The 21,576-nt window shown below is 38.7% G+C and carries 23 protein-coding genes and 1 tRNA gene; 14 read left to right on the top strand and 10 right to left on the bottom strand.

Annotation, left to right across the window (positions count from 1 at the left end):
* Positions 1 to 51 precede the first annotated feature (51 nt).
* Positions 52 to 900: an SDR family oxidoreductase gene (locus tag NSIN_RS01165; protein ID WP_245871860.1), complete on the top strand. Its 849-nt coding sequence runs from the start codon at positions 52 to 54 to the stop codon at positions 898 to 900.
* Here the strand turns inward: NSIN_RS01165 and metK are convergent.
* Complete coding sequence (gene metK, locus NSIN_RS01160; protein WP_101008971.1) at positions 877 to 2,040, bottom strand: methionine adenosyltransferase; 1,164 nt, start codon at positions 2,038 to 2,040, stop codon at positions 877 to 879. The genes NSIN_RS01165 and metK overlap by 24 nt on opposite strands.
* Before the next feature lie 11 nt (positions 2,041 to 2,051).
* On the bottom strand, positions 2,052 to 2,297 hold the full coding sequence (locus tag NSIN_RS01155; RefSeq protein WP_101008970.1) for a U6 snRNA-associated Sm-like protein LSm6: 246 nt from the start codon (positions 2,295 to 2,297) through the stop codon (positions 2,052 to 2,054).
* A 129-nt stretch (positions 2,298 to 2,426) separates the two neighbouring features.
* Here NSIN_RS01155 and NSIN_RS01150 point away from each other — a divergent pair, with 129 nt between their 5' ends.
* Both NSIN_RS01150 and NSIN_RS01145 read left to right on the top strand, forming a co-directional pair.
* A complete protein-coding gene (locus NSIN_RS01150; protein ID WP_101008969.1) occupies positions 2,427 to 3,080 on the top strand; it encodes an ATPase domain-containing protein in 654 nt (217 codons plus the stop codon).
* Positions 3,081 to 3,229: 149 nt separating this feature from the next.
* Positions 3,230 to 5,935, top strand: coding sequence for a DEAD/DEAH box helicase (locus tag NSIN_RS01145; RefSeq protein ID WP_101008968.1), 2,706 nt, complete (start codon positions 3,230 to 3,232; stop codon positions 5,933 to 5,935).
* On the opposite strand, the gene NSIN_RS01140 is transcribed toward NSIN_RS01145, so the two are convergent.
* Positions 5,932 to 7,329: a single-stranded DNA-binding protein gene (locus NSIN_RS01140; protein WP_101008967.1), complete on the bottom strand. Its 1,398-nt coding sequence runs from the start codon at positions 7,327 to 7,329 to the stop codon at positions 5,932 to 5,934. The two genes, NSIN_RS01145 and NSIN_RS01140, sit on opposite strands and share 4 nt — an antisense overlap.
* Positions 7,330 to 7,432: 103 nt before the next feature.
* On the opposite strand from NSIN_RS01140, the gene NSIN_RS01135 reads away from it, so the two are divergent.
* Genes NSIN_RS01135 through NSIN_RS01115 form a run of 5 tightly spaced genes read left to right on the top strand, consistent with a single transcriptional unit; the run spans position 7,433 to position 9,878 of the window.
* Positions 7,433 to 8,383 carry an ABC transporter ATP-binding protein gene (locus NSIN_RS01135; RefSeq protein ID WP_101008966.1) on the top strand — a complete coding sequence of 317 codons (951 nt, stop codon included), beginning with the start codon at positions 7,433 to 7,435 and terminating at the stop codon, positions 8,381 to 8,383.
* On the top strand, positions 8,355 to 9,116 hold the full coding sequence (locus NSIN_RS01130) for an ABC transporter permease (protein ID WP_101008965.1): 762 nt from the start codon (positions 8,355 to 8,357) through the stop codon (positions 9,114 to 9,116). Before NSIN_RS01135 ends, NSIN_RS01130 begins: the two co-directional genes overlap by 29 nt.
* Positions 9,117 to 9,167: 51 nt before the next feature.
* On the top strand, positions 9,168 to 9,410 hold the full coding sequence (locus tag NSIN_RS01125; RefSeq protein WP_101008964.1) for a hypothetical protein: 243 nt from the start codon (positions 9,168 to 9,170) through the stop codon (positions 9,408 to 9,410).
* A 47-nt stretch (positions 9,411 to 9,457) separates the two neighbouring features.
* Positions 9,458 to 9,667: a type II toxin-antitoxin system HicB family antitoxin gene (locus NSIN_RS01120; protein ID WP_101008963.1), complete on the top strand. Its 210-nt coding sequence runs from the start codon at positions 9,458 to 9,460 to the stop codon at positions 9,665 to 9,667.
* Entirely contained in the window at positions 9,660 to 9,878 is a 219-nt protein-coding gene (locus NSIN_RS01115) for a type II toxin-antitoxin system HicA family toxin (protein ID WP_101008962.1), read from the top strand. Before NSIN_RS01120 ends, NSIN_RS01115 begins: the two co-directional genes overlap by 8 nt.
* 23 nt (positions 9,879 to 9,901) lie before the next feature.
* Here the strand turns inward: NSIN_RS01115 and NSIN_RS01110 are convergent.
* From NSIN_RS01110 to NSIN_RS01100, 3 genes are all read right to left on the bottom strand, one after another.
* Positions 9,902 to 9,974: transfer RNA gene (locus tag NSIN_RS01110), tRNA-Gln, on the bottom strand.
* A 60-nt stretch (positions 9,975 to 10,034) separates the two neighbouring features.
* Positions 10,035 to 10,208 (bottom strand): type II toxin-antitoxin system HicA family toxin, encoded by a 174-nt coding sequence (locus tag NSIN_RS01105; RefSeq protein ID WP_101008961.1) that lies wholly within the window; start codon positions 10,206 to 10,208, stop codon positions 10,035 to 10,037.
* Positions 10,209 to 10,243: 35 nt separating this feature from the next.
* A complete protein-coding gene (locus tag NSIN_RS01100) occupies positions 10,244 to 10,456 on the bottom strand; it encodes a type II toxin-antitoxin system HicB family antitoxin (RefSeq protein ID WP_101009022.1) in 213 nt (70 codons plus the stop codon).
* Between the two features lie 144 nt (positions 10,457 to 10,600).
* Between NSIN_RS01100 and NSIN_RS01095 the strand changes: the two genes are divergently transcribed.
* Complete coding sequence (locus tag NSIN_RS01095) at positions 10,601 to 11,032, top strand: hypothetical protein (protein ID WP_133124023.1); 432 nt, start codon at positions 10,601 to 10,603, stop codon at positions 11,030 to 11,032.
* On the opposite strand, the gene NSIN_RS01090 is transcribed toward NSIN_RS01095, so the two are convergent.
* Positions 10,998 to 12,317, bottom strand: a complete 1,320-nt coding sequence (locus NSIN_RS01090; protein WP_101008959.1) for a hypothetical protein — start codon at positions 12,315 to 12,317, stop codon at positions 10,998 to 11,000. The genes NSIN_RS01095 and NSIN_RS01090 overlap by 35 nt on opposite strands.
* Positions 12,318 to 12,392: 75 nt before the next feature.
* On the opposite strand from NSIN_RS01090, the gene NSIN_RS01085 reads away from it, so the two are divergent.
* Positions 12,393 to 13,775: a Cdc6/Cdc18 family protein gene (locus NSIN_RS01085; protein ID WP_133124022.1), complete on the top strand. Its 1,383-nt coding sequence runs from the start codon at positions 12,393 to 12,395 to the stop codon at positions 13,773 to 13,775.
* An 84-nt stretch (positions 13,776 to 13,859) separates the two neighbouring features.
* On the opposite strand, the gene NSIN_RS01080 is transcribed toward NSIN_RS01085, so the two are convergent.
* Positions 13,860 to 15,026, bottom strand: a complete 1,167-nt coding sequence (locus tag NSIN_RS01080) for a glycosyltransferase family 4 protein (RefSeq protein ID WP_101008957.1) — start codon at positions 15,024 to 15,026, stop codon at positions 13,860 to 13,862.
* Between the two features lie 203 nt (positions 15,027 to 15,229).
* On the opposite strand from NSIN_RS01080, the gene NSIN_RS01075 reads away from it, so the two are divergent.
* From NSIN_RS01075 to NSIN_RS01060, 4 genes are all read left to right on the top strand, one after another.
* Positions 15,230 to 15,889 carry a class I SAM-dependent methyltransferase gene (locus NSIN_RS01075; protein ID WP_101008956.1) on the top strand — a complete coding sequence of 220 codons (660 nt, stop codon included), beginning with the start codon at positions 15,230 to 15,232 and terminating at the stop codon, positions 15,887 to 15,889.
* A gap of 128 nt (positions 15,890 to 16,017) precedes the next feature.
* The gene (locus NSIN_RS01070; protein ID WP_101008955.1) at positions 16,018 to 17,010 is read left to right on the top strand and encodes a glycosyltransferase family 2 protein; all 993 of its coding nucleotides are present in this window, start codon (positions 16,018 to 16,020) and stop codon (positions 17,008 to 17,010) included.
* The gene (locus NSIN_RS01065) at positions 17,007 to 18,227 is read left to right on the top strand and encodes an FAD-dependent oxidoreductase (protein WP_101008954.1); all 1,221 of its coding nucleotides are present in this window, start codon (positions 17,007 to 17,009) and stop codon (positions 18,225 to 18,227) included. The genes NSIN_RS01070 and NSIN_RS01065 overlap by 4 nt, the downstream gene beginning before the upstream one ends.
* A 132-nt stretch (positions 18,228 to 18,359) precedes the next feature.
* A complete protein-coding gene (locus NSIN_RS01060; RefSeq protein ID WP_245871857.1) occupies positions 18,360 to 19,373 on the top strand; it encodes an SIS domain-containing protein in 1,014 nt (337 codons plus the stop codon).
* Between the two features lie 80 nt (positions 19,374 to 19,453).
* On the opposite strand, the gene NSIN_RS01055 is transcribed toward NSIN_RS01060, so the two are convergent.
* Both NSIN_RS01055 and NSIN_RS01050 read right to left on the bottom strand, forming a co-directional pair.
* Positions 19,454 to 20,413: a lysylphosphatidylglycerol synthase transmembrane domain-containing protein gene (locus tag NSIN_RS01055; protein WP_101008953.1), complete on the bottom strand. Its 960-nt coding sequence runs from the start codon at positions 20,411 to 20,413 to the stop codon at positions 19,454 to 19,456.
* Positions 20,414 to 20,493: 80 nt separating this feature from the next.
* Positions 20,494 to 21,540 carry a GDP-mannose 4,6-dehydratase gene (locus NSIN_RS01050; RefSeq protein ID WP_101008952.1) on the bottom strand — a complete coding sequence of 349 codons (1,047 nt, stop codon included), beginning with the start codon at positions 21,538 to 21,540 and terminating at the stop codon, positions 20,494 to 20,496.
* Positions 21,541 to 21,576: the final 36 nt, after the last annotated feature.

Genomic DNA, 21,576 nt, shown 5'->3' with positions numbered 1-21,576 from the left:
CCTAACCACCAAGACCAAAATTAATTTGTCGGCAAAATGCTTGATTTTGGTATGAATGTAGCAATCACGGGCGCAAATGGCTTTGTGGGAAGAAATGTTGGTGCACATCTTGCAAAAAATGGATTTACAATAACAGGAATTGCAAGAAAAGCAAAGGATGAGAAATTCCCGATCATCCTCTCTGAAGATTTGGCAGAGGCAAGGCTTGGAAATGTTATACAAAACTATGATGCATTGATTCACTTGATTGGGCAGGGAAGACAGAATGTACGTGATACGTATGAAAAAGTAAATGTCTCCCTTACAAGAAATGCCGTGGCTTTATGCAAAAGGGCTGGAATAAAAAAAATAATTTACATGAGCGGTCTTGGTGTTGACAAATCTACAACACTTGGGTATTTCATATCAAAGTATAACGCTGAGCAAGAGATTGTAAAATCTGGACTTGACTATACAATATTTCGAGCATCGTATATTGTTGGCAAGGACGATCCATTATCAAAAACTTTGAGGGAACAGATACGAAAAAGAAAAATCATAATTCCTGGATCGGGCAACTATAGGTTCCAACCGATCTTTGTAGGTGATGTCTCTGAAATAATTGGAAAAGCCATTGTGGAGAAAAGATTCTCAAATAAAATAATTGATCTTGTAGGGCCTCAAATAATCAACTACAACTTGTTTGTGAAAAAATTTCTTCATGGAAGAAATGTACCGATACAAAGGCTTGACTTTGAAGATGCATATCATGATGCGCTGCATGGAAAGGGGTCTTTTGGTGTAGATGACTTGGCTATAATGGCAGGTGACTATATCGGGAGCCACAAAAAACTTGCATCGCTTGCAAAGATGAAATTTATCAGATGGGACGAGATTCTAAAGTCCGGCAGCCTTTCTTAGTGTGTCTGCCTTGTCTGTCTTTTCCCAGCCAAATTCAGACTCACTTCTTCCAAAGTGTCCATATGCTGCAGTCTTTTTGTATATTGCATTTTTGAGCTTGAGATGAGATATAATCGCAGAAGGCCTCATGTCAAAATGTTTTCTGACAATGTTTTCTATCTGATCCTCTGGAATCTTGCCTGTGTCAAATGTATTAACCATCAATGAAACTGGTTCTGCTACGCCTATTGCATATGCAACCTGGACCTCACACTTGTCTGCAAGTCCTGCCGCAACTACATTTTTTGCAATGTATCTGCACATGTAACATGCAGACCTGTCAACCTTTGACGGGTCTTTTCCAGAAAATGCTCCTCCTCCATGTCTTCCCATTCCGCCATAAGTGTCCACAATTATCTTTCTTCCAGTAAGACCTGCATCTCCTGGTGGACCGCCTATGACAAATCTGCCTGTTGGGTTTACGTGAATCTTTATCTTGTCATTCCATAATGAGCCGCAGACTGGCTTGATTACTTTGTCAATTACTTGTTTTCTAATCTCTTCATTTGATATCTCTGGAGAATGCTGTGTTGATATTACAATCGCATCAATTCTCTTTGGTTTACCGTTCTCATACTCTATTGTAACTTGAGACTTGCCATCAGGTCTTGCCCATGGAAGCTCTTTTTTCTTTCTAGCTTCTGCAAGTCTGCTTGTAAGCTTGTGTGCAAGCAAAATTGGCATTGGCATTAAATCATCAGTTTCATTTGTAGCATATCCGAACATCAGTCCTTGGTCTCCTGCACCCTGATCCTTGTTATCTGTTGCAGTAACTCCCATTGAAATGTCTGGACTTTGTGCATGCAATGATATCAATACGCTACACGAATCTGCATCAAATCCATATTGTGGATTGTCGTAACCTATCTCTCTGATTGTTCTTCTTACTACGTCCTGTATGTCAAATCTTGCCTTTGATGTAACCTCGCCTGCAACAAGTACTACGCCTGTTGTTGTTAGGGTTTCAACTGCAACTCTTGAATCTGGATCTTGCTTGAGAAATTCGTCTAGAACTGCATCTGATATCTGGTCACAGATCTTGTCTGGATGACCTTCAGTTACTGATTCTGAAGTAAATAAGTAGCTTCTAGGAGAGGCCATGATATAACTTCCTATAATTCGTTCTCTAGTTTAATGAATAATACGTTGTTTCCTCGTACTATGACTCGGCCATAATTTGCAATGACTTTGCCATTGCTGATTTCTTCGGCATCTGTCATGATTAGATTCATGTAGGAATCTACGTTGTTCATCTTTCCTTTGTATTCAATTTCACTTTTTAGTCTAACAGTAACTTTTTTGTTTATTCCCTTTTGCAGTGTAGTTAAAGGTCTTTTTGGTGTTGATGCCTGTGACAATCACAAATCACTTGTCACCACTTCTTGAAATAGGGAATAAAAGGGTTCTGTTAATGTTAAAATTGCAAATAATGCGACAACAAATTCTCCGATGACCACTTATACCAATCTTTGATATGATTTTGTAGGTTGGCATTTATCTCCACAGGTCTTTTGGGATTAGATGAACTGCTTGGCGGAGGCATTTCCGCTGGCACAATAACTGATATCTCTGGACCTGGTGGCAGTGGCAAGACACAACTTGCAATGCAGATATCGCTAAACTCTTTACAACAAAGTACGGTGCTATACCAGGATACCAGTGGAGGGTTTAGGCCTGAAAGAATGTTGGAAATGATAAAAATGCGAGGCCTTGAACCATCGCTCTTAGATGATGTCATTGTTGCAAGGATAACAAATACTGCAGAGCAGCTAGAATATGTAAAAAAAATTCCTGCTATGCAGCCAAGGCTGGTAGTGATTGAAAACATCACTGACTTGTTTTCATTTGAATATTCCAAGGAATCAAGCATGCTTGAAAAACATGTCCTGTTTATCAAATACATGCATGAGCTGAGTTTTTTGGCAGTTCAGAACAAGATTGCCGTTGTTGTGACAAATGTTGTAAGAAACATGGACGGCAGAGAGGTTGAAAACCTGAATAATTCAATTAGCATGTTTGTGCACAAAAAAATAAAGTTACAAAAAGATGGCAAAAAGTATCAGGCTCAGGTACTGCCGTCCTTTGGGGGAAAAAAAGAGATCTTGTATACAATAACACAATCTGGGATTGAAGCACCTTAAGATATTTATCACTGGAGGTGTTGGGTAATCTATGGCAGGAATTTTTGATTATATACCAATTATATCTGCCGTCTTGTTTGGCATAGGTCTGGTCGGTGTGATGGTATACGAGCGAGCTAGAACAAGACAAAGCACAGAGCAACAAGAGCCTGCTTCCTGAACTTGAGACAAAGTTTCGTAATCTTGGGTTTGTACATCTAACTGAGATACAGCAACGGGCAGTTCCTGTAATATTTCAAAAGATTGATTCACTGGTCATTGCACCGACAGGATCTGGAAAGACGGAGACTGCTGTAATACCGATATTTGCAAAGGTTGCGACATCAAAAAAACAGGACAAGATAAAGGTGCTGTATATCACGCCACTTAGGGCGCTAAACCGGGATGTCTTTAAGAGGATAATAAAATATGCTGAAAATGACGGCCTTCGAATCGAGGTGCGACACGGGGACACGTCGCAATCTATGAGACGCAAGATAAACTTGGCACCTCCTGATGTCTTGATAACTACGCCTGAAACTCTGATTATACTTCTTACACAGCCTGTCATGCTAAAGGCGCTGGATGAACTTGAATGGATTGTAATAGATGAGGTTCACGAGTTACTTGGAAATGAGAGGGGCGCCCAACTATCACTGAGTCTTGAAAGGCTGCAGGCAAACACAAAATTTCCGATGACAAGGGTTGGGCTTTCTGCAACTGTGGGAAACACTGAAGAAGCTGCCAAGTTTGTGGTTGGAACAAAAAGAAGATGCAAAGTAATACAAGATGATTCCATTAGAAAATATGATGTAGAGGTAAAATACATTGAAGGGACAATTACCGATGTTGTAGATTATGTAATTGACTATGTATCAAAAAACTATGCTGCATCGCCTGTATTGCTGTTTACAAATACAAGGGGCGAGTCAGAGTATATTGCATCGGTCCTAAAGGAAAGGTCAAGCATATCAGTGGAATTACACCATGGGTCATTGTCGCAACAAGTGCGAGAAGAGACAGAGGACATGCTGAGGGCCGGAAAGCCTGGAATAGTTGTATGTACGTCATCACTTGAGCTTGGACTTGATATTGGCTCTGTGGAACTTGTCATTCATTATGGATCTCCAAGGCAAGTATCAAAATTGATGCAAAGAATTGGGAGGAGCAGGCACACAAGGGGATCTTCTGCAAAGGGATTGATTGTTACAAACAACCCTGATGATGAAATTGAGGCACTTGCAATACTTGACAGGGTAAAAGAAAAATCAATTGAGGACCAGATAGTCCATGATGGCGCACTGGATGTCTTGGCGCATCACTTGGTTGGAATGGCAATGCAGTTTGGCAAGATGTCACTTGACAAGGCGTTAAACATGATAAATCAGGCATACTCGTTTCGAAATGTAACAATAGAGCAACTAATTGAGGTGCTAGAAGTTTTGCAGGGTGGAAACATTGTATCACTTGATAAACAAGAGATGTCATTTACAAAAAGGGGACGCTCGTTTAGGTACCACTTTGAGAATCTGTCCACGATTCCTGACATATTGAAATTCAAGGTATTTGATACTGCATCTAAAAAAATAATCGGAAGCCTTGACCAGAGATTTGTAGGCGACAACGGGGAGCAGGGAAGTGTATTTGTGTTGCGTGGGATGCAGTGGAGAATTCTAAATGTTGATGATAGCTCCCTTAAGGTAAATGTAGAACCAATCCAGTCTGCTGGGATAAATGTGCCATACTGGGAAGGGGAGAACATTCCTGTGGACTATACCACTGCAAGAAGGGTAGGCATGGTAAGGACAAAGACGATTGTTGCTCCGTTTACAAACATGGTAATCCAAAATCTAAAGCTGCATGTGATACCTGACGAGAAGAACATCGTAATAGAATCACAAAGATCAAGGAATACAATTGTGATTCATTCTTGTTTTGGTACAAGGATAAATGCAACACTTGCAATGTTGTTGTCATCAATGATATCTGCAAAGAGCGGATATCTTGTTGATTCAAGGTCTGATGCATACAGAATCATGCTGTCATCAAATGGAAGAATTTTAGAGCAATCTGTGCGGGATGTGATATCTGACAAATACAATCTGGAGGATATAGTGCAGGCATCGATTGCGGGAACCCACAATGTAAATTGGAGGACATGGTGTGTTGCAAAAAAATTTGGCATGGTTGGGAGGGAGGCAGTATATGACAGAAAGTCTGCAAGATTTTTGTTTGAGAGGTACTCCAAGACTCCGCTTGCTAAAGAGGCACTGCGGGAGCTATACCATGACAAGTATGATATTTCAAACACGGAACAGCTATTGGAAAATATCAACCGGGGTATCATAAAAATAACATGGGTTGAGGTAGAGTCTTTTACAAAACTTGCAGAGCCAATACTTGATCATACCACAAAATACTATGCATCCCCTGCAAACATGGACAAGGGAATACTTGATCTTGTAAAGGCCAGATTGATGAAAAGCAAGCATAGGCTTGTTTGTGTAAGGTGTGGCAAGTGGGAAAAAGTTGTGGAGACAGGGCAGATAAGTGATATTCCACCGTGTCCGTACTGCAAGTCGCGACAGATATCTGCCACCTTTTACTCGGACTATGACTTGCCAAAAATAGTGCAGAAAAAAATTGCTGGAAAAAAGATAACTGCGGAGGAGAGCCACAAGTTTGCTCGTGCATGGAAGGTATCATCTTTGATTGCAAACTTTGGCAAGACTGCGCTTGTTGTGTTATCTGGATATGGTGTGGGTGCAGATACTGCTGCAAGAATCTTGCGCAACATGATAGGTGAGGAGGAGCTTTACAAGCAGATTTACGAAGCAGAAAGGCAGTATGTCACCACTAGGGGATTTTGGGACTAGTTCTTTCTTGTAATTGATGAATGTGATGTAAGGAAGAGCTCTATTCGTCCCTCAAGGCCTGCCTTGGCGTTTACTGCAGTTACTGTGATTATCTCGCCTTGGGTGAACTGTTCTAAGAGTCGTGCCTGTGATCTCCATCCTTTGAGCCATATCTGTCCTGTATCATCTTCGATAAATGTCTCTGACAGCAGTACGGTCTCTCCTGTTTTGGTTTGAATCTCTTTTTTTTCTGGAGTCTTGAGAATTATTGCTTCCACGCAGTATAGTGACTCTGATGGCTTGACATCTTTTATCTTTGTTCTAATATCTGCCAATGTTGAAATTGTGGAATCGTCAATCTTTCGTACAAACGAGTCTGTCTCTAACATTATTGATTTTCCATACACCTTTGATGGCATGCATTCTATGACGTCTCCAAGTGTGATGCTGTTTGTTACAAGTGCTGTATCTGTGATGCTTACAAGCTTTTTGTCTTTTGTTGTGCCAAGTATCATGGAATTTCCTGAATCGCTTTTTGAAATTGATAATACACGAACTACAATTGGCTGGATGTCTGTTGCGCCGTCTATCTCAAGGACTGTTCCTTCGTCTCCGTGAAGCTCAAGGCCCATCTGGCCTACTTTTGTCTTGACACCAATCAGTCTTGTCTTGGCGCCAGATGTTACTACTTTTGGTACGGTACTTGGGTCCTTGTTCCAAAGTACAACTCTGATGCTGTTTCCGTCCTTTCCCTTTAGTCTAAACTGCAATGATCTTCCTGGCTCTCCCTTGAAATTTGTAAATTCTGATGTGCGCAAGTTTCCATCAAGGATTCCTGTAACAACTAGGTTCTGCTGGTTTTCTTTTACATTGCTTACATCGTCTGTGATGTCATCCAAAGATGGTATGGTGCTTGTTGTGCCGTTTGGCTCGATATTGGAACCCGAGCCTACATTGATTATTGGATTTCCTTTCATGTCGGATTTTACATAGGCCTTGATTATCTTGACTAGGTCTCCTGGTTTTAGGGTCTCAATTCCTGGCAGGTTTGCCTTTTCATCCCATAGTTTTACCTGTGCTCTTGAATCGCCGTCATATACTGTCATGGTTCTCAAGAGAAACTGGGAGCCGTCCTTGCGGGAGAATTGCTTTACTGGATATACATTCATGACACGTGTTGCAAGTGTAATCTCTTTTGCGCCTACATAGAGGTCCTTGAGGCCCATCTCTACCTTCAACTGTTCATTTAGTGAAGCTCCCAGGTCTGATGCAATAAGAAATAGAGCTCCCTGGTCTGTAAGATAGCCCGCACCAATCTTCTCTTTTTTCTTTTGTATCATTTCGTCTATTTGGGCTCGGGTAAGATCAGGCCTTTGCTCTAGCAATCTAGCTAACAATGAATCAAATTCTGACAATCAAGACCTCATGGATGGTATATGATATAAAAATTGTTTCAAGATGTGCGATCTTTTTTTGCATTATATTTGAGTCTAAATTCTAGTTATAGAGGGAAAGACAATGTACAGCATTCAGGTAGATTCGTTATCAAAATCATATGGAAACTTTGTTGCAGTTGATGGTATTGACTTGGAGGTTGAGCGCGGCACAATCTTTGGTTTTCTGGGACCAAATGGGGCTGGAAAAACTACGACAATGAAACTATTGACTACGTTGATTGCACCAAGCAGTGGAAAAATCAATATCTTGGGAATTGACGGTGTAAAATCTCCGCTTGAGGTACGCAAAAAAATTGGGGTTGTATTACAGCAGCCAAGCTACGAGCCGACGCTTAGTGTTGAAAAATCGCTTGAAAAATATGGCATGATGTGGAATGTTGATTCAAAAACAAGAAAAATGCGCGTTGAAGAACTGTTGGTTGCATTTGATCTTGTAGATATACGAAAAAAGAAAAATGATGATTTGTCCATAGGGCAGAGAAGGCGGGTCCAGGTTGCACGGGAGTTTATGCATGACATGGATTTGTTGTTTTTAGACGAGCCAACAGTGGGACTTGATCCGTCTGCAAGAAGAAATCTGCTTGATTACATCAAGGCGCGAGTACGGGATGGGCTGACTATATTTTTTACAACTCATATTTTAGAAGAAGCAGAATATCTATGTGACAAAATTGCAATAATTAACAGGGGAAAGATAATTGCAGTTGATACCCCCGAGGAGCTAAAAAACAAGTTTGGCAGGCAAAAGACCATCAAGATGCATCTTGAACAAAAACAGGATGTGTCTGCCCTTCTTGGAGAAATACCTGGCTGTACCATAGAATATGATTCTGGGACTGTGATAACAATACACTCTGACAGGTCTGAGCAGGTGCTGCAAGATGTATTGAGAATCCTTGCATCAAGTGGTATCTCAATAGAGGACCTAAGCGTGGTGCCAACAAGTCTTGAGGAGATATTTCTTTCAGTGGTGAAAAATTCTAATGAATCCAACAATTCGTCTAGTAAATAGGAATTTGACAATATCCCTGAACATGGGATTTGTGATATGGCAGATTGTATTTCCGTTGATTTACATCTTTGTTGCAGGATTTGCGTATACTGCATTGATACACAAGGTGCCGTTTGGGAATGTGTCCCTTGGGTATCCTGCCTTTATTGCAACGGGGATGATTGGGTTTAACATAATGAACAGTACGCTAATTTCTGGAATAATAATCTGGAATGACAGGCGGCATGGGATGTTTGAGCAGATACTTGTAGGTCCGTTCACACGGGCGCAGTATATTTTGTCAAATGTCTATACAATTGGGATTATTGGACTTGTTAGCGCTGCAATGATTACTGCGGTGGGATACCCGCTGTTCTTCCAGGATGTCAAGTTCAATGTACTTACTGTACCGCTTGTTGTATTTGCTTCAATTACCGGTTCTATATTGTTTGGTTCTATTGCGTCAATCATATCAACTAGGCTAAAATCAAGTGAGGGGTTTAATGTTGTGATAAATACGGTGTTTCTGTTTTTTGCATTTGTTAGTACGGCATTTTATCCTGCCCAGGGGGCACCGCCAATTTTATCATCTGCATTTTACTTTAATCCTCTGACATATCTTGTTGATGTGGTGCGTGCTGGGATATTTGGGCACTTTGATGGGTTGGTGGCCCAAGAGATGATAATTCTTGCTGCAGGTGCAGGTGTGTTGTTTGTTGTTGCAACAAGGATGCTCTCAAGGCTTGAGGTATGACAATCTTGCAGACGAAATTTCCTTTAAATTAAAGTTTGACGGTATCATACCATGCAAGTAAGACAGAGAAGCGGACTTTGGTTCTTGTTGCCTATCTTGTTTAATGTAGTAGGTGGTATCATTGCGTATTTTGTCATACGGGAGGACGATCCTAAAAAGGCAAAGAACTGTTTGTACCTTGGCATAGTTCTTGCTGTCATACCTGTATTGCTGGTTATAGTTCCGATACTGATTGGTATCACATTAATCCCACACATTGGATCACCTGCAATGCCAAACATGCATTACATGTGAGCTATGGTCTGTAACATTTAAGTAAATAAAAGATCAAAAATTAAACAATGAAGTATAGAGTACTCATACAGAAAGATGAAGATGGCGTCTTTGTAGCAAAATGTCCATCTTTGCCTGGTTGTATATCTCAGGGAAAAACACGAGAAGAAGCTCTTGATAATATCAGAGACGCGGCAAATGGGTACATACAAAGTTTGAAGAAACACAACGAACCTTTGCCTTGTATAGAAGAAGAACTGGTTGAAGTAAGTGCCTAAAATTCCAATAGTTTCATCTATTGAGGTCATCAAGGCACTAGTAAAGATTGGCTATCAGACAGATCACCAAACTGGCAGTCATATTATTTTGCGACATCCGCAAACTCGAAAAAGACTTACAGTTCTAAATCACAAAGAAATAGCCCGAGGTACTTTGAAGGCCATAATAGAAGCTGAATTGACAGTTGCCGAGTTTACAGATCTCCTGTGATCTTTTGTCACTTTGGAGTTTAATAGCCCGGCCCAGATTCGAACTGGGGTCAAGGGCTCCAAAGGCCCCTATGCTTGACCGCTACACTACCGGGCTTCTTTGAAACCTTGATTTGTATTCCTTTATAATGTTACTTGAAAACATGTATCAAGCCTTTCAAAGGTGTTTTAGAAATTCTTCTCTTGAGATGCCACTCTCTTCAAGAATTGCTCGCACTGTTCCCTCGGGAAGAGGATCATAGCGTGGAATGGAAACTGCAAACCCGTCAGAGTTTTTCAATATAATATGACTTTCCCTTTCGCGCACTGGGTAAAAACCAAAACGACTCATGGCTTTAATCTCACGCCAACTGTGGTTCCTGAGGCTCAACTTATTTCTATAATCTCTTTTCGCTTTGTCTGTGTTTCTTCATTTAGTGTCTCAAGTACAAGCGAAATGGCTTCTTCCATGTTCTTTTTTAGCTCATCAATTGTTTTGCCATAACTTATTGCACCTTTCAATTCAAGGCATCTGCCTGTGTATCCGCCCTCAGGCTCGTCTTGTATTATGATGGTGAACTTGCGTTTTTCTGCCAACATTATATCTAGCAATATGTTATATTTCTAGTTGCTTGATCTTCTTGTATATTTTCATGCCCCTCTGCATCTTGGTATGAAACTATACGCTTTCCTTTTAGTCTTGATACGAGAAGCTTATTAGACCTGATGGACAGTCTTTGATTCATGTCGCGTCTGTTGCTTGTTGTGTTACTAGTAGTATCAGTATGCATGGCAATGCCTGCCATATCATATGCGGAGACGCCAAATGTAATCATCTTTGTGCAGATAAAGGTGCGTGACTCGTCAGGCAACTTGGTCTCATACATAGAGTCAACCAAGATTACACTTGTAAACGCAAATACTCTTGGCAAACTGCTAGACCAGGACTCGCCATATATTGCAAAGACCTTCATGCAAAGTGAGGGCCAGAAATTTGAGGTGATCAAAATCAACGATACCATAACTCAACCGTCGCAGACTGTAGTATCACAGAATATCGTATCTGCGACAGACGGCAAGAGCTCAAAGGTTGTGCTTGTTGCAGAACATGATGGATACCCTGTTGTGAAAGGTGATGTCACTACTGCATACTGGACAATAATTCGTCCTGCCTAGTTCTCTTTGATAGCAACACGCCTATACCTATTGCGAAAAATACAACAAGTGAGACAAACCTGTAGGGTTGGTTTGTCTGGTCTGTAGTTGACATTAGTACAGGTGCTGTGAGCAATATTGTTAGAATTGACACCAGTATGGAATCTGCGTGCAACACTCCTTTTCTTGCTGCAAAAAAGAGCATCACTGTAACTGGCAATAGGAAAGTGATTGTAACATAATCAAACCTCATCTGAAGTGTCATTGATGTAAAGCCCTGCCAGAAAGAGTCGTGTTGCATGTTTCCATTTGTGACACTTGCGTTAATTGCGGCAGAGCCTATTACAAGTATTACAATGATTACTCCGTATGATATCAATGATATGATCTTTGAGCGTTTGGGGATTTGGGAGCGGGATATGAAATACAGCATTGCTGGTAAAAATGCAATTGTTAACGCCTTTGAAAAAATTGATGCAAAAAATGACACAGGAGAGGGAGGCCAGAACTTTTGTATCAGGTATAGTGCAAACAGGTATAGCAAAATCCATGAATTGTCATAGCTTGCGGTGGTGCAGTAGGCAAGAAACGTTTGGGCCTGCAATAAAATAATCATTGCTACAACACCTGAGATTCTTTTTGATGTGATGCTTTTTGTGAAAAAATATGTGACAAGTAATAATGCAATACTTGTGATAAATGGTATTACCCTGATGTTTCCAAAGATATGTAGTGATGCTGAGAGCAGCATGTATCTTATGTGAGGCTCAAAGGAATGGGTAAATTGCGATATGTTCCAGGACTGGACTCGCTCTTTTACTCCTGCATAGTCTACCCAGGTCTCTTCCTTTGCAAGGGTTCCTGCAGTCAATGCTATGAAAATTCCAAGTATTACAATTACTACAACAAGGGCTTGTTTTTTTGTCAGATCAAAGTTTGTTATTTTATGTATGACTGGCCTGTACTTGCATTCTTTCTTCTTATAGTATGCTATGCCGATTGCCAAGAGAATCAGGTTTATTGATATAATTGGTATTGCCAAGATTCCTGGCTGGAATGGGTTGACAAACTCTGGCATTGATATTGGGCCCTGAAATGGGCTTGTTGCTCTTGTAAGCAGCGCTGGAAAGATTGCAGGTATGATACTAAGAAACACGACTGAGACTGTTGGAAGAAACACTGCCCAGGCAAGAATCTTGGATTTGTCCATTGGTGACTTGCCTTGAATGTCTTTTGTATTATTTGAAGAATTATCCTTGTTATCCTTTGGTGTATCCCTGGATGAATCTTTTTTGTTTTTGCCCAAATTCTCTTTTTATTTTACAAAGTACCCTGCTTAAATCTTGAACCCTTTTATGCATCGATGCCATGAAAAATACATGTGTTTCCAGTGGAAATTATTTTGGGCAGGTGTTATGGTATAAACAAAAAAGAGATAGATGATATCATATCCCAAATAGAAAAGGAAGAGTCGGTATTCAAAAAATCCGCACTTGACCCGCTGATGCCACCTGGTACCATCATGGGAAGAAAAAAGCAGACAGAGCAGTTGGTGCGATATCTGGTTGGGCACAAGAATGGATATGTTGTACCGTACATTTCTATATATGGGAGGAGCGGGTCTGGCAAGTCTTCTCTTGCCAAGTTTGTTTGCTCTAATGTCCCGGGGATATCATATGTGCTTGTGAATCTTCGCAAGGCAAAGACTGTCTTTGGAGCTGCAAACTTGATACTTGCAGAACTTGGTGTGCCTGGACTGCAAAATGCTCAAGGAATAAACTTGGCAATTGATTCCGTACAAAAGGAAATAATCTCCATGTTACGCAAGCAGGGAAAAAGGCTCTTTGTCCTGGTACTTGATGAGCTTGATGCAATATTTTATGACAAGCGCGGCAAGCCGTCTGATTTTGTATACAAACTGGTTGTGCTTGCAGAAAAGATGCGAGAGCAGGGGCTCTTGTTGTGCATAATTGGGATATCAAACAATGTATTGTCAGAGTATGGTCTTGATGATAGGGTCCGCTCAAGGATTGGCTCATCTGAGATATTCTTTGAGCCATATTCAAAATCAGATATTCTTGGCATACTCAAGGAAAGATCTCAAGAGGCATTCTCAAGTAAGATAAATCCAAAGGTGCTTGAATATTGTGCTGACATGAGCTCATCAGAGCATGGTGATGCAAGAAGAGCAATTGATCTACTGAGGGTCTCTGCAGAAATTGCCATATCACGTAAGGAGCCTCTTGGGATATCGCACCTTGAGATGGCGCAGGAAGAGTTGCAAAAAGACAGGGTGGAAAGGACGCTTGCAAATGCGTCATACCACATGAGGTTGGTGTGTGGCGGGCTTGCTAGGGTATCGTATCTTGATGGTGGCCAGTGGTACTCGACATCTGTTCTGTACAAGCAGTACTGTTCTGTCTTGCAAAAGGGTACAAGGCAGCTTGGTTATAGGAGAATATCTGAGATGCTAACAGACCTTGAGAACACCGGCCTTGTCATATCGCAGACTGGCTCCAAGGGAAGAAATGGGTATGGTACTTTGTACAAACTTGTTGTACCTCCTGAGGTTGTTGGAAATCTGGTATCAAAGGAGTGGTGGGATGGCATAGTGGCAGCAAAGACTGCCCATGAATCTGCACAAAACAAGGCTTTTGGTTCAGGAGCAGGATTGTCCTCTTCAAGAAAAGGACTGTTTGGGGACCTGGTAAAAACATTAGAGCAGAACAGCAAAGAGGAATGGAAAAGATATGTTGGGCTTTAAGAAATGCTGTAAGGACTTGTCTTAAATTCGGTATTTTGGTAAAATCATTGGGGCATCTTGTCTCTGGCATTGCAGTTTGATGTGCTAGTCTCTTGTCTTTACTACTGTCTGATACATTTCCATAATTTTCTTGTATAGTGTGTCTTGGCTGTATTTTGTTTGCAGGACGTGGTTTCCTGATCTTCCCATCTCTGATGACTCTGAGGGATTTTTTGAGAGGTGCAGCATGTGCTCTGCCCAGAGATTTTCATCATGCGGGTCTATGACAAGGCCGTTTTGCTTGTGGGATACAATGTCTGACATGGGTCTTAGATCTGACACCAGGACTGGCCTTGATTGGTCAAATGATTCCAGTATGACAAGCCCAAAGCCCTCACAGAGGCTTGGGAATACCAGGGCATTTGATTCTGATAGGGTTTTTATTTTTTCATCTGCATCCACATAGCCCTTGAACTGTATGTTTTTTTCTAGTTTGAGGTCCTGGACCATTTTTTGTAGTGTTTGCTTGTGTGGTCCGCTGCCAATTATTGTTAGCTTGATTTTGGGTTCTGTGTTTTTTATGATGTCTATTGCTTTTATGACGACCTCGAGATTTTTGTAAAAGACCAGCCTTCCAATGTATACAAACTGGAATGGGTTTGGCGGTATGTTGTTTTGTGGTGTCATGTCAACTGCATTGTGGATGACATGGATTGGTTTTTTTGCACCGAACTTTATCAGGTCATCTCTTGTGGCTTCACTTACTGTATGGATGCAGCTGTATCTTAGCTTGATTGAGAGTTTTTCAAAAAGTGGCGCTACAAGTACGTTCAATCTTGATATGTCGCTTTGCTTGCCCCATTGTTTCCAATAATTTTTTCCGCAAAGCGAAAAGATGTCATGGACTGTAGTGATGTGGGGTTTGGAGGTAAGGCTTGATAGTATAGAGCCTGCAAGTGCCGGGGCAAAGTTGTTTGAATGGATGATGTCTATCTTTTCATTCTTTATTGTCTTGAGGCCTTGTCTTACTGCATTGATGGTATATCTTATGTTGTCTGAGAATCCTGGCGGCAGTCCTCCCCTGTATTGCAGTACAGGCGGCACAAAGATTACTTGGATGTTCTTGTGTTTGATATAATTCTCACCTTCAATCTTGTTTGTTATCACAAATACCTTGTTGTCCTCTGCAAGCTTTTTTGCTATGATGCTAAAGACATATTCTCCACCCCCTCTAGTTGTTGAGAAGAATTGGGAGAGCAATAGCACATTCATGGTATTGCTAAAAGTATGGATACTGTTAACTTTTCAGTTTTCAAATAGATTCAACACCGCATTATGTCAATATGAAATTGAATTTTCTATCTATAATTCCACAAAAACCGGCACTTGACAAGAATTTAACATAGGAGTTTCTTCCAATCAAACATTATTGAAGTTCAATACCTTTTAACTAAACATACGTAGGTGTGTCTTGAATGTCAGAAGACGACTTGGGATTAAACCACCCAACTGGGTTTCGCCATTATCGAAGTTATGTTGGATCCTCCAAGAAATATGACATAATGGCAGCACATCAATTTAATTTACTAACTTCACTAGGATTAAGAGAAAATCACACTCTTCTAGATATAGGATGTGGTTCCCTGAGAGGTGGTCGTCTTTTCATTACCTATTTGCTGCCCAACAAGTATTTTGGAATCGAACCGGAAGAATGGCTTCTTGAGGAAGGCATAAAGAAAAATCTCGGTCAAGAAATACTAAGAATCAAGAAACCAAAATTCAGCAACGAAAAAGAATTCAAGCTTAGAGTCTTTAATCAAAAATTTGATTATATTCTAGCCCAGTCTATCTTTTCTCATGCTACACAGAAGCAGATTCTTACTTGTCTTTCAGAGGCAAAGAAAGTAATGACAGAGTCTTCTTTTTTTGTTGGTACCTTTTATCTGGGTGATGCCAATAACACTAAAACAGAGTGGGAATATCCAGGACCTGTTACATATACAAAGGACTTTATGAAAAATGCAGCTACAGAGAATAAACTGGAATGCAAATTTCTAAAATATGAACACCTCAACGGACAAACTTGGATGGTGATTACAAATTCTGCAAATATCCAAAAAATTCCAGATTTGTAATCTAATACACATTATGTATTTTGATGTATGTGGTGGAAATTTCTCTGGTAAGAGTGAGTCCATACAAGACTTTCTACGATGATATTGTATGGATGCTTTTTAACTAGGTAGAGACCAGATGTTTCTGCATGCCTTTTTCTACACCTGAACTGTTTTTGCAAAAAATCAGAAGACAATTTGCTAAACCGCGTGTAAGTATACTCGTGCCAGCCTTCAATGCCAGAGAGTTTATTTGTGAAACATTGGATTCACTGAATGATCAGACTTTTCAAGACTTTCAAATTCTAATTTCTATCGACAAGTCAGATGACGATACTGGAACCATTGTGGAAAGATGGTGTAAAGAACATGAAAACATCCAAACAAAGATCTTTTACCAAGCACACCTGTTGGGTTGGGTACAGAACATCAATTTTCTTCTAAAACAATGTACGACAAAATATTTTATTATGATGCCCCATGATGATTTAATTCACAAAACATATCTTGAAAAGTTATTTCATCATATAAAATCAAATCCGTCTGCATGTGTAGTTTTTTCTGATGTTCAGGGATTTGGAAAACAGAATCTGCTTATTACCCAAAGCTCAGTTAAAGGGGACAAGGCAGAACGCGCGCATGAATTTCTAATCAATCATCTTGCTGCAGTAGCATCCAGAGGATTGGTAAATAGGAAGATATTGTCAGATTTCATACTGCTTTCTGAAAATAACTATTCCAATATTGCTATTGATACAATCTGGAATATGCAAATGAGCTTGATGGGAGAAATGATTAGAATTCCAGAGGTTTTATACTATAAACGATACCAAAGTAATTCGGTGCATGAGCAATGGTGGAAATTTGGAAAAGAGGACGCAATAAAAGCTTGGTTAGAACACTGCACAGATTGTCTAAAATTAATTTTTAGGGCCGGATTTGAACAAGATGAGATGATCTCGTTGATAAGAGCCACAAAATCAAGGCTAATCCAAGATGCTAGATATATTTGTCCGAATAAAGAATTGTCGACACTAAGTGAGAAGGAACGCACTTGGTTAGTGGATGAATTTGAAAAAACAATACTGATTTTAAGTGAAGCAAAAATAGACCAATTCCATAGAATTTTAGAAAACGTATGAAAAAAGCTCTAGTTTTGGGTGGAGGCATTCAAGGTTGTTGTGTTGCACTCATGCTGAAAAAACATGGGTACGAGGTAAGTCTAATAGATAAAAATGAAAATATTCTAAACAGAGCAAGTCTTAACGGCACAGGAAAGATTCATCTGGGCTTTGTCTTTGGGGCAGATCCTTCCTTGAAGACTGGAAAGAATCTTTTGCTAAGCGCACTTTATTTTGCACCATATCTTGAATATCTACTTGATGCCAAAGTGGACTGGGAAAAATTCAAGTCTACTAGTTTTAATTATTTAGTAGCAAAAGACTCTATGCTTTCTCCCACTCAGGTGAATGCATATTTTCAGACACTTGAAGACTCGTATTTAGATCATATAAAAAATAAGAATCTGATGTATCTGGGAAAGAGACCACAAAAACTATTTCAAGAAACCACCATTCCTGAACAAGTTAATCCTGATCTCTTCCAAGCTTGTTTTGCTACAGAAGAAGTTTGTTTGTATCTTGAAAGCTTTAATGAAGTCATAAAGAAAAAAATTCAATCTGAAAATATACCGTTATATTTGAACCGGCGTGTAACAAATGTAAAAAGAATTGATGATGGATTTATAGTGGATGCTAATTCTGGTGACGGCAGTAACCAAATCAAATCAGATCTGGTGTTTAGTTGTCTTTGGGAGGGCAATATGGACTTGGATAAAAAAATGGGCATTATGATCAAAAAGGACTATAACCTTAGACTCAAATTTGGAATAATTACGAAATCTCCTTTAGCACTGAAGAGACTCTCATCTTTTACCATCATACAAGGACCCTATGGTGATTATGTCAGCTATCCTCAGAGAAATGCTGCTTATTTTAGTTGGTATCCTTCTAGCATGAAAGGAATGCTAGTAGACCAGAAGATGCCATCAGACTGGGATGCTCTTTGTGATGGGCATATTCCTGATACTATGGGAAGAATATTGGTTAATGAAAATAATGTACACTTTAGTCATCTAATACCAGATTTACCAGAATTTGAAACCATAGCAATTAGATCTGGGGTAATTGTGGCTAATGGATACAGCGATATTTACGATGTTAATAGTAAATTACACGAACGTAATGAATTCCCCATCATGCAAAATGACGGCTACTTTTCTATCAACACAGGTAAACTTACCAATGCTCCGCGTAATACGTATTTGTTAGAAAAAATGCTTGGTCACGAAAATTTCTGAATTCTTGATAAGTTCTAATCTTATAATAATAAAATAATCAACCAATGGTTCATTATTTTGATAAATCATTATTTTGATAAATCATTATATTGATAAATCATTATATTGGAACTCTGATCTTCAAATCTTGTCTTGATTACTCCATTAAAATTAAAGAAATATGATAAAAGTGGAATGTGCCAAGTTTATGACAAATGGCCGGAACTGGCAAAAGAATTTTTTAACATGAATCAGGATTCAATTGATTTTAAGGGAATTGATCATATGGTATTTGTTGGAATGGGTGGTTCAGGAGCACTTGGAGACACTTTATTTTCTTCACTTTCAAAAACCAATATGCATCTATGCGTTGTAAAAGGATATCACCTTCCAAAAACTGTGGACTCCCACACTCTTGTAGTTGCTTCTAGTGTGTCAGGAAACACACCAGAAACACTCACAGTACTTGATAAGGCAAACAAAACTAACTGCAAAATTGTTGCGTTTTCATCTGGAGGTAGAATGGAGAAATATTGTAAAAAAAACAGAATAGAATACAGAAAGATTCCTATGTTAAATTCTCCAAGAGCTTCCTTCCCTGTGTATCTCTACACCATGCTGAATATTTTAAATCCAGTTATACCATTAAAAAATCATGATGTTATAGAATCTATTCGTTACCTAGAAAAAACTCGAAAACAAATAAGCTCATCTAACTTGAATGATAGTAATCCATCTATTGATCTAGCATCTTGGTTGTCTGGTGTTCCAGCAATCTATTATCCAATGGGTTTGCAAGCTGCAGCTATACGATTTAAAAATTCATTACAGGAAAATGCCAAAATGCATGTATTCGCAGAGGATATTATAGAAGCGTGCCATAACGGAATAGTTTCTTGGGAAAGACCATCTATAGTGAGGCCGATATTGATACAAGGAAAGGACGACTATGTCAAAACAAAAAAACTCTGGAAAATAATAAAAGAATATTTCAATCTGAATAAGATCGATTTCAAGGAAGTATATTCAATTAGAGGAAACATACTCTCTAAGATAGTAAATCTTGTTTACTTGCTGGACTACGCAACAATTTATCGTGCTATTTTGAGTAACATGGATCCAACTCCTATAAGATCCATTGACTTTATTAAAGAACGAATGATGTAAAAATTATCTTAACCACGAAAATCATTACTTCTAGAAAATGACGTTATCTGGAAGAATAAAATGATTTTATGAAATATAATTCAACTAATCTCTGTACTATTTTTATTCATTCTATTTCTTAGCGCAAATCTCAATGTGATTATGCCAATCAATACGGTAGACCATGTAATCATGAATCTGATGAATATAGTCAAAGTAAGTGCCAACGAGGTAATAATTCCAGATCTGACTAGTAATCCGGCTATGCTCAAATCAGTGATTCCTATGCCACCAGGCAAGAAGGATATGGCGCCTACCACTAAGGAAATTCCTGTAAACAAAGTTGAATCTATGAAACTATAATGAATACCAAACGCTAAAAAGCACAAATAAATTGCTATTGCATCTGTAAAAACTGCAATCAATCCAAGACAAAAGCACTTGACAAATACTTTTTTTTGCGTTAGCATCAGTAATGTACTAGAAAAATCTGTCATGTTTTCAAATATTTTTTTAAAAATTCCAATCTTGGGTAGTTTATTCACGAGAAAAATTTTATGACTCTTGATTATGGCTAAAGATATTATCAATAATATCCAAATAATTCCTACAATAATTTCAATTTCAAAATCACTTTTAAAGAATAACATGACTGTAATTATAACTGTAAGAGCAAAAAGATTGTGATATTTTTCTGCAAGAACAACAGGTACAGTCTCCACATATTTTTTGGAATGAATCTGTTTTAGGAAATGAGTTTTTATTAGTTCACCTAATCCACCAGGAGTAATTAGCATGGAATAACCTGTAAATTGAAATATAATATTTTGCTTAAGAGATAATCTGATATCTAAAGAATCTAGCAAAACTTTCTGTCTCAAACTATAGAAAAATAATGAAATGAGGTGTATTCCAAGAATTAAAGGTACAAAATATAAATTAATTTTTTTAAACTCAGAAGAAAATTTCTCTAGATCTGCAAATAATATGAATATGGTGTAAAAAACTATAATCAGAATAATAAATAAAATAACTCGGTTTAGATTAAATTCTATTTTCATTTTCAAAATTCCATACAAGCAAGTAATAATTATATTGAATTCATTTTTTATACATTCAAATCTTACATGAAATGTTCATTTTATATCATTTTTCGCTTAAAAGTACTGAATTCATCAATTGAAGATAATGCATCCCATGGAAAAACCTCTCCTTTTTTCCATCTAGACCATCTTTCTATGTCTGCATTAAGCATTATCTTTACTAGATCCTCAAATTTTGTTTTTGGCTTCCAATGTAATTTTCTTCTTGCCTTTCTTGAATCACCTTGTAAAACGTGAACTTCTAATATTCTGAACAATTTTTTATCTGTCTTTACAAATTTCTTCCAATCTAAATCTACAAGTGAAAATGCCTGTTTGACAAAATCGAATACTGTGTGGGGTTCTCCTGTTGCAATCACATAGTCATCGGCCTCTTTTTGTTGCAACATCTTCCACATGCATTCTATGTATTCAGGAGCATAACCCCAATCTCTTATGGAGCCTAAATTTCCCAAGTAAAGATGTTTGTCAATTCCTAAAACGATTTTTGCTACGCCGTTAGTTATTTTCCTTGATACAAATTCTAATCCTCGCAGTGGTGATTCATGATTGAATAATATCCCATTACATGCAAACATACCGTATCCTTCTCGATATATTTTTGTAACATGAAATCCGTATACCTTGGCAACTGCATATGGACTTTGGGGCATGAATGCGGTCTGCTCATTCTGTGGATACGATTTTACATTACCAAACATTTCACTTGAGGAAGCCTGATAGAACTTTATTGAAGAATCATATTGACGTATACTTTCTAAAATTCTTGTAACAGCAAGTCCTGTAAATTCACCACTTGTAATAGGTTGATCAAACGATGTTCCTACATAACTCTGAGCAGCCAAATGATATACTTCATCAGGTTGTGATACTTTTACAGCTTCTGTAAGTGAAGACTCATCGATTAGGTCTGCAGGAATTAAGTTGACTTGATCAACTATGCCTAAATGAAGTAATCTCCAAAAATTTGGAGATGATACCCTTCTAAACGTACCATATACTTTGTATCCTTTCTTTACTAAAAAATCAGCCAAGTACGCTCCATCCTGGCCAGTAATTCCGGTGATTAGAGCTGTTTTTGACATGTTATACGATAATGCTTGAAATTAATGGCTACATTA

Origin of the sequence: Candidatus Nitrosotalea sinensis (genome assembly GCF_900143675.1) — an archaeon.
GTDB classification, from domain to species: domain Archaea; phylum Thermoproteota; class Nitrososphaeria; order Nitrososphaerales; family Nitrosopumilaceae; genus Nitrosotalea; species Nitrosotalea sinensis.
This window is presented reverse-complemented; position numbering and strand designations above follow the sequence as displayed.

Excerpts from the sequence above, each read along its gene's own strand:
- NSIN_RS01120 (WP_101008963.1), top strand. The coding sequence starts at position 9,458 with ATGAAGTATAGAGTACTCATACAGAAAGATGAAGATGGCGTCTTTGTA.
- NSIN_RS01095 (WP_133124023.1), top strand. The coding sequence starts at position 10,601 with ATGTCGCGTCTGTTGCTTGTTGTGTTACTAGTAGTATCAGTATGCATG.
- NSIN_RS01075 (WP_101008956.1), top strand. The coding sequence starts at position 15,230 with ATGTCAGAAGACGACTTGGGATTAAACCACCCAACTGGGTTTCGCCAT.
- NSIN_RS01080 (WP_101008957.1), bottom strand. The coding sequence starts at position 15,026 with ATGAATGTGCTATTGCTCTCCCAATTCTTCTCAACAACTAGAGGGGGT.
- NSIN_RS01125 (WP_101008964.1), top strand. The coding sequence starts at position 9,168 with ATGCAAGTAAGACAGAGAAGCGGACTTTGGTTCTTGTTGCCTATCTTG.
- NSIN_RS01130 (WP_101008965.1), top strand. The coding sequence starts at position 8,355 with ATGAATCCAACAATTCGTCTAGTAAATAGGAATTTGACAATATCCCTG.
- metK (WP_101008971.1), bottom strand. The coding sequence starts at position 2,040 with ATGGCCTCTCCTAGAAGCTACTTATTTACTTCAGAATCAGTAACTGAA.
- NSIN_RS01065 (WP_101008954.1), top strand. The coding sequence starts at position 17,007 with ATGAAAAAAGCTCTAGTTTTGGGTGGAGGCATTCAAGGTTGTTGTGTT.
- NSIN_RS01070 (WP_101008955.1), top strand. The coding sequence starts at position 16,018 with ATGCCTTTTTCTACACCTGAACTGTTTTTGCAAAAAATCAGAAGACAA.
- NSIN_RS01165 (WP_245871860.1), top strand. The coding sequence starts at position 52 with ATGAATGTAGCAATCACGGGCGCAAATGGCTTTGTGGGAAGAAATGTT.
- NSIN_RS01055 (WP_101008953.1), bottom strand. The coding sequence starts at position 20,413 with ATGAAAATAGAATTTAATCTAAACCGAGTTATTTTATTTATTATTCTG.
- NSIN_RS01100 (WP_101009022.1), bottom strand. The coding sequence starts at position 10,456 with ATGTTGGCAGAAAAACGCAAGTTCACCATCATAATACAAGACGAGCCT.
- NSIN_RS01135 (WP_101008966.1), top strand. The coding sequence starts at position 7,433 with ATGTACAGCATTCAGGTAGATTCGTTATCAAAATCATATGGAAACTTT.
- NSIN_RS01105 (WP_101008961.1), bottom strand. The coding sequence starts at position 10,208 with ATGAGTCGTTTTGGTTTTTACCCAGTGCGCGAAAGGGAAAGTCATATT.
- NSIN_RS01050 (WP_101008952.1), bottom strand. The coding sequence starts at position 21,540 with ATGTCAAAAACAGCTCTAATCACCGGAATTACTGGCCAGGATGGAGCG.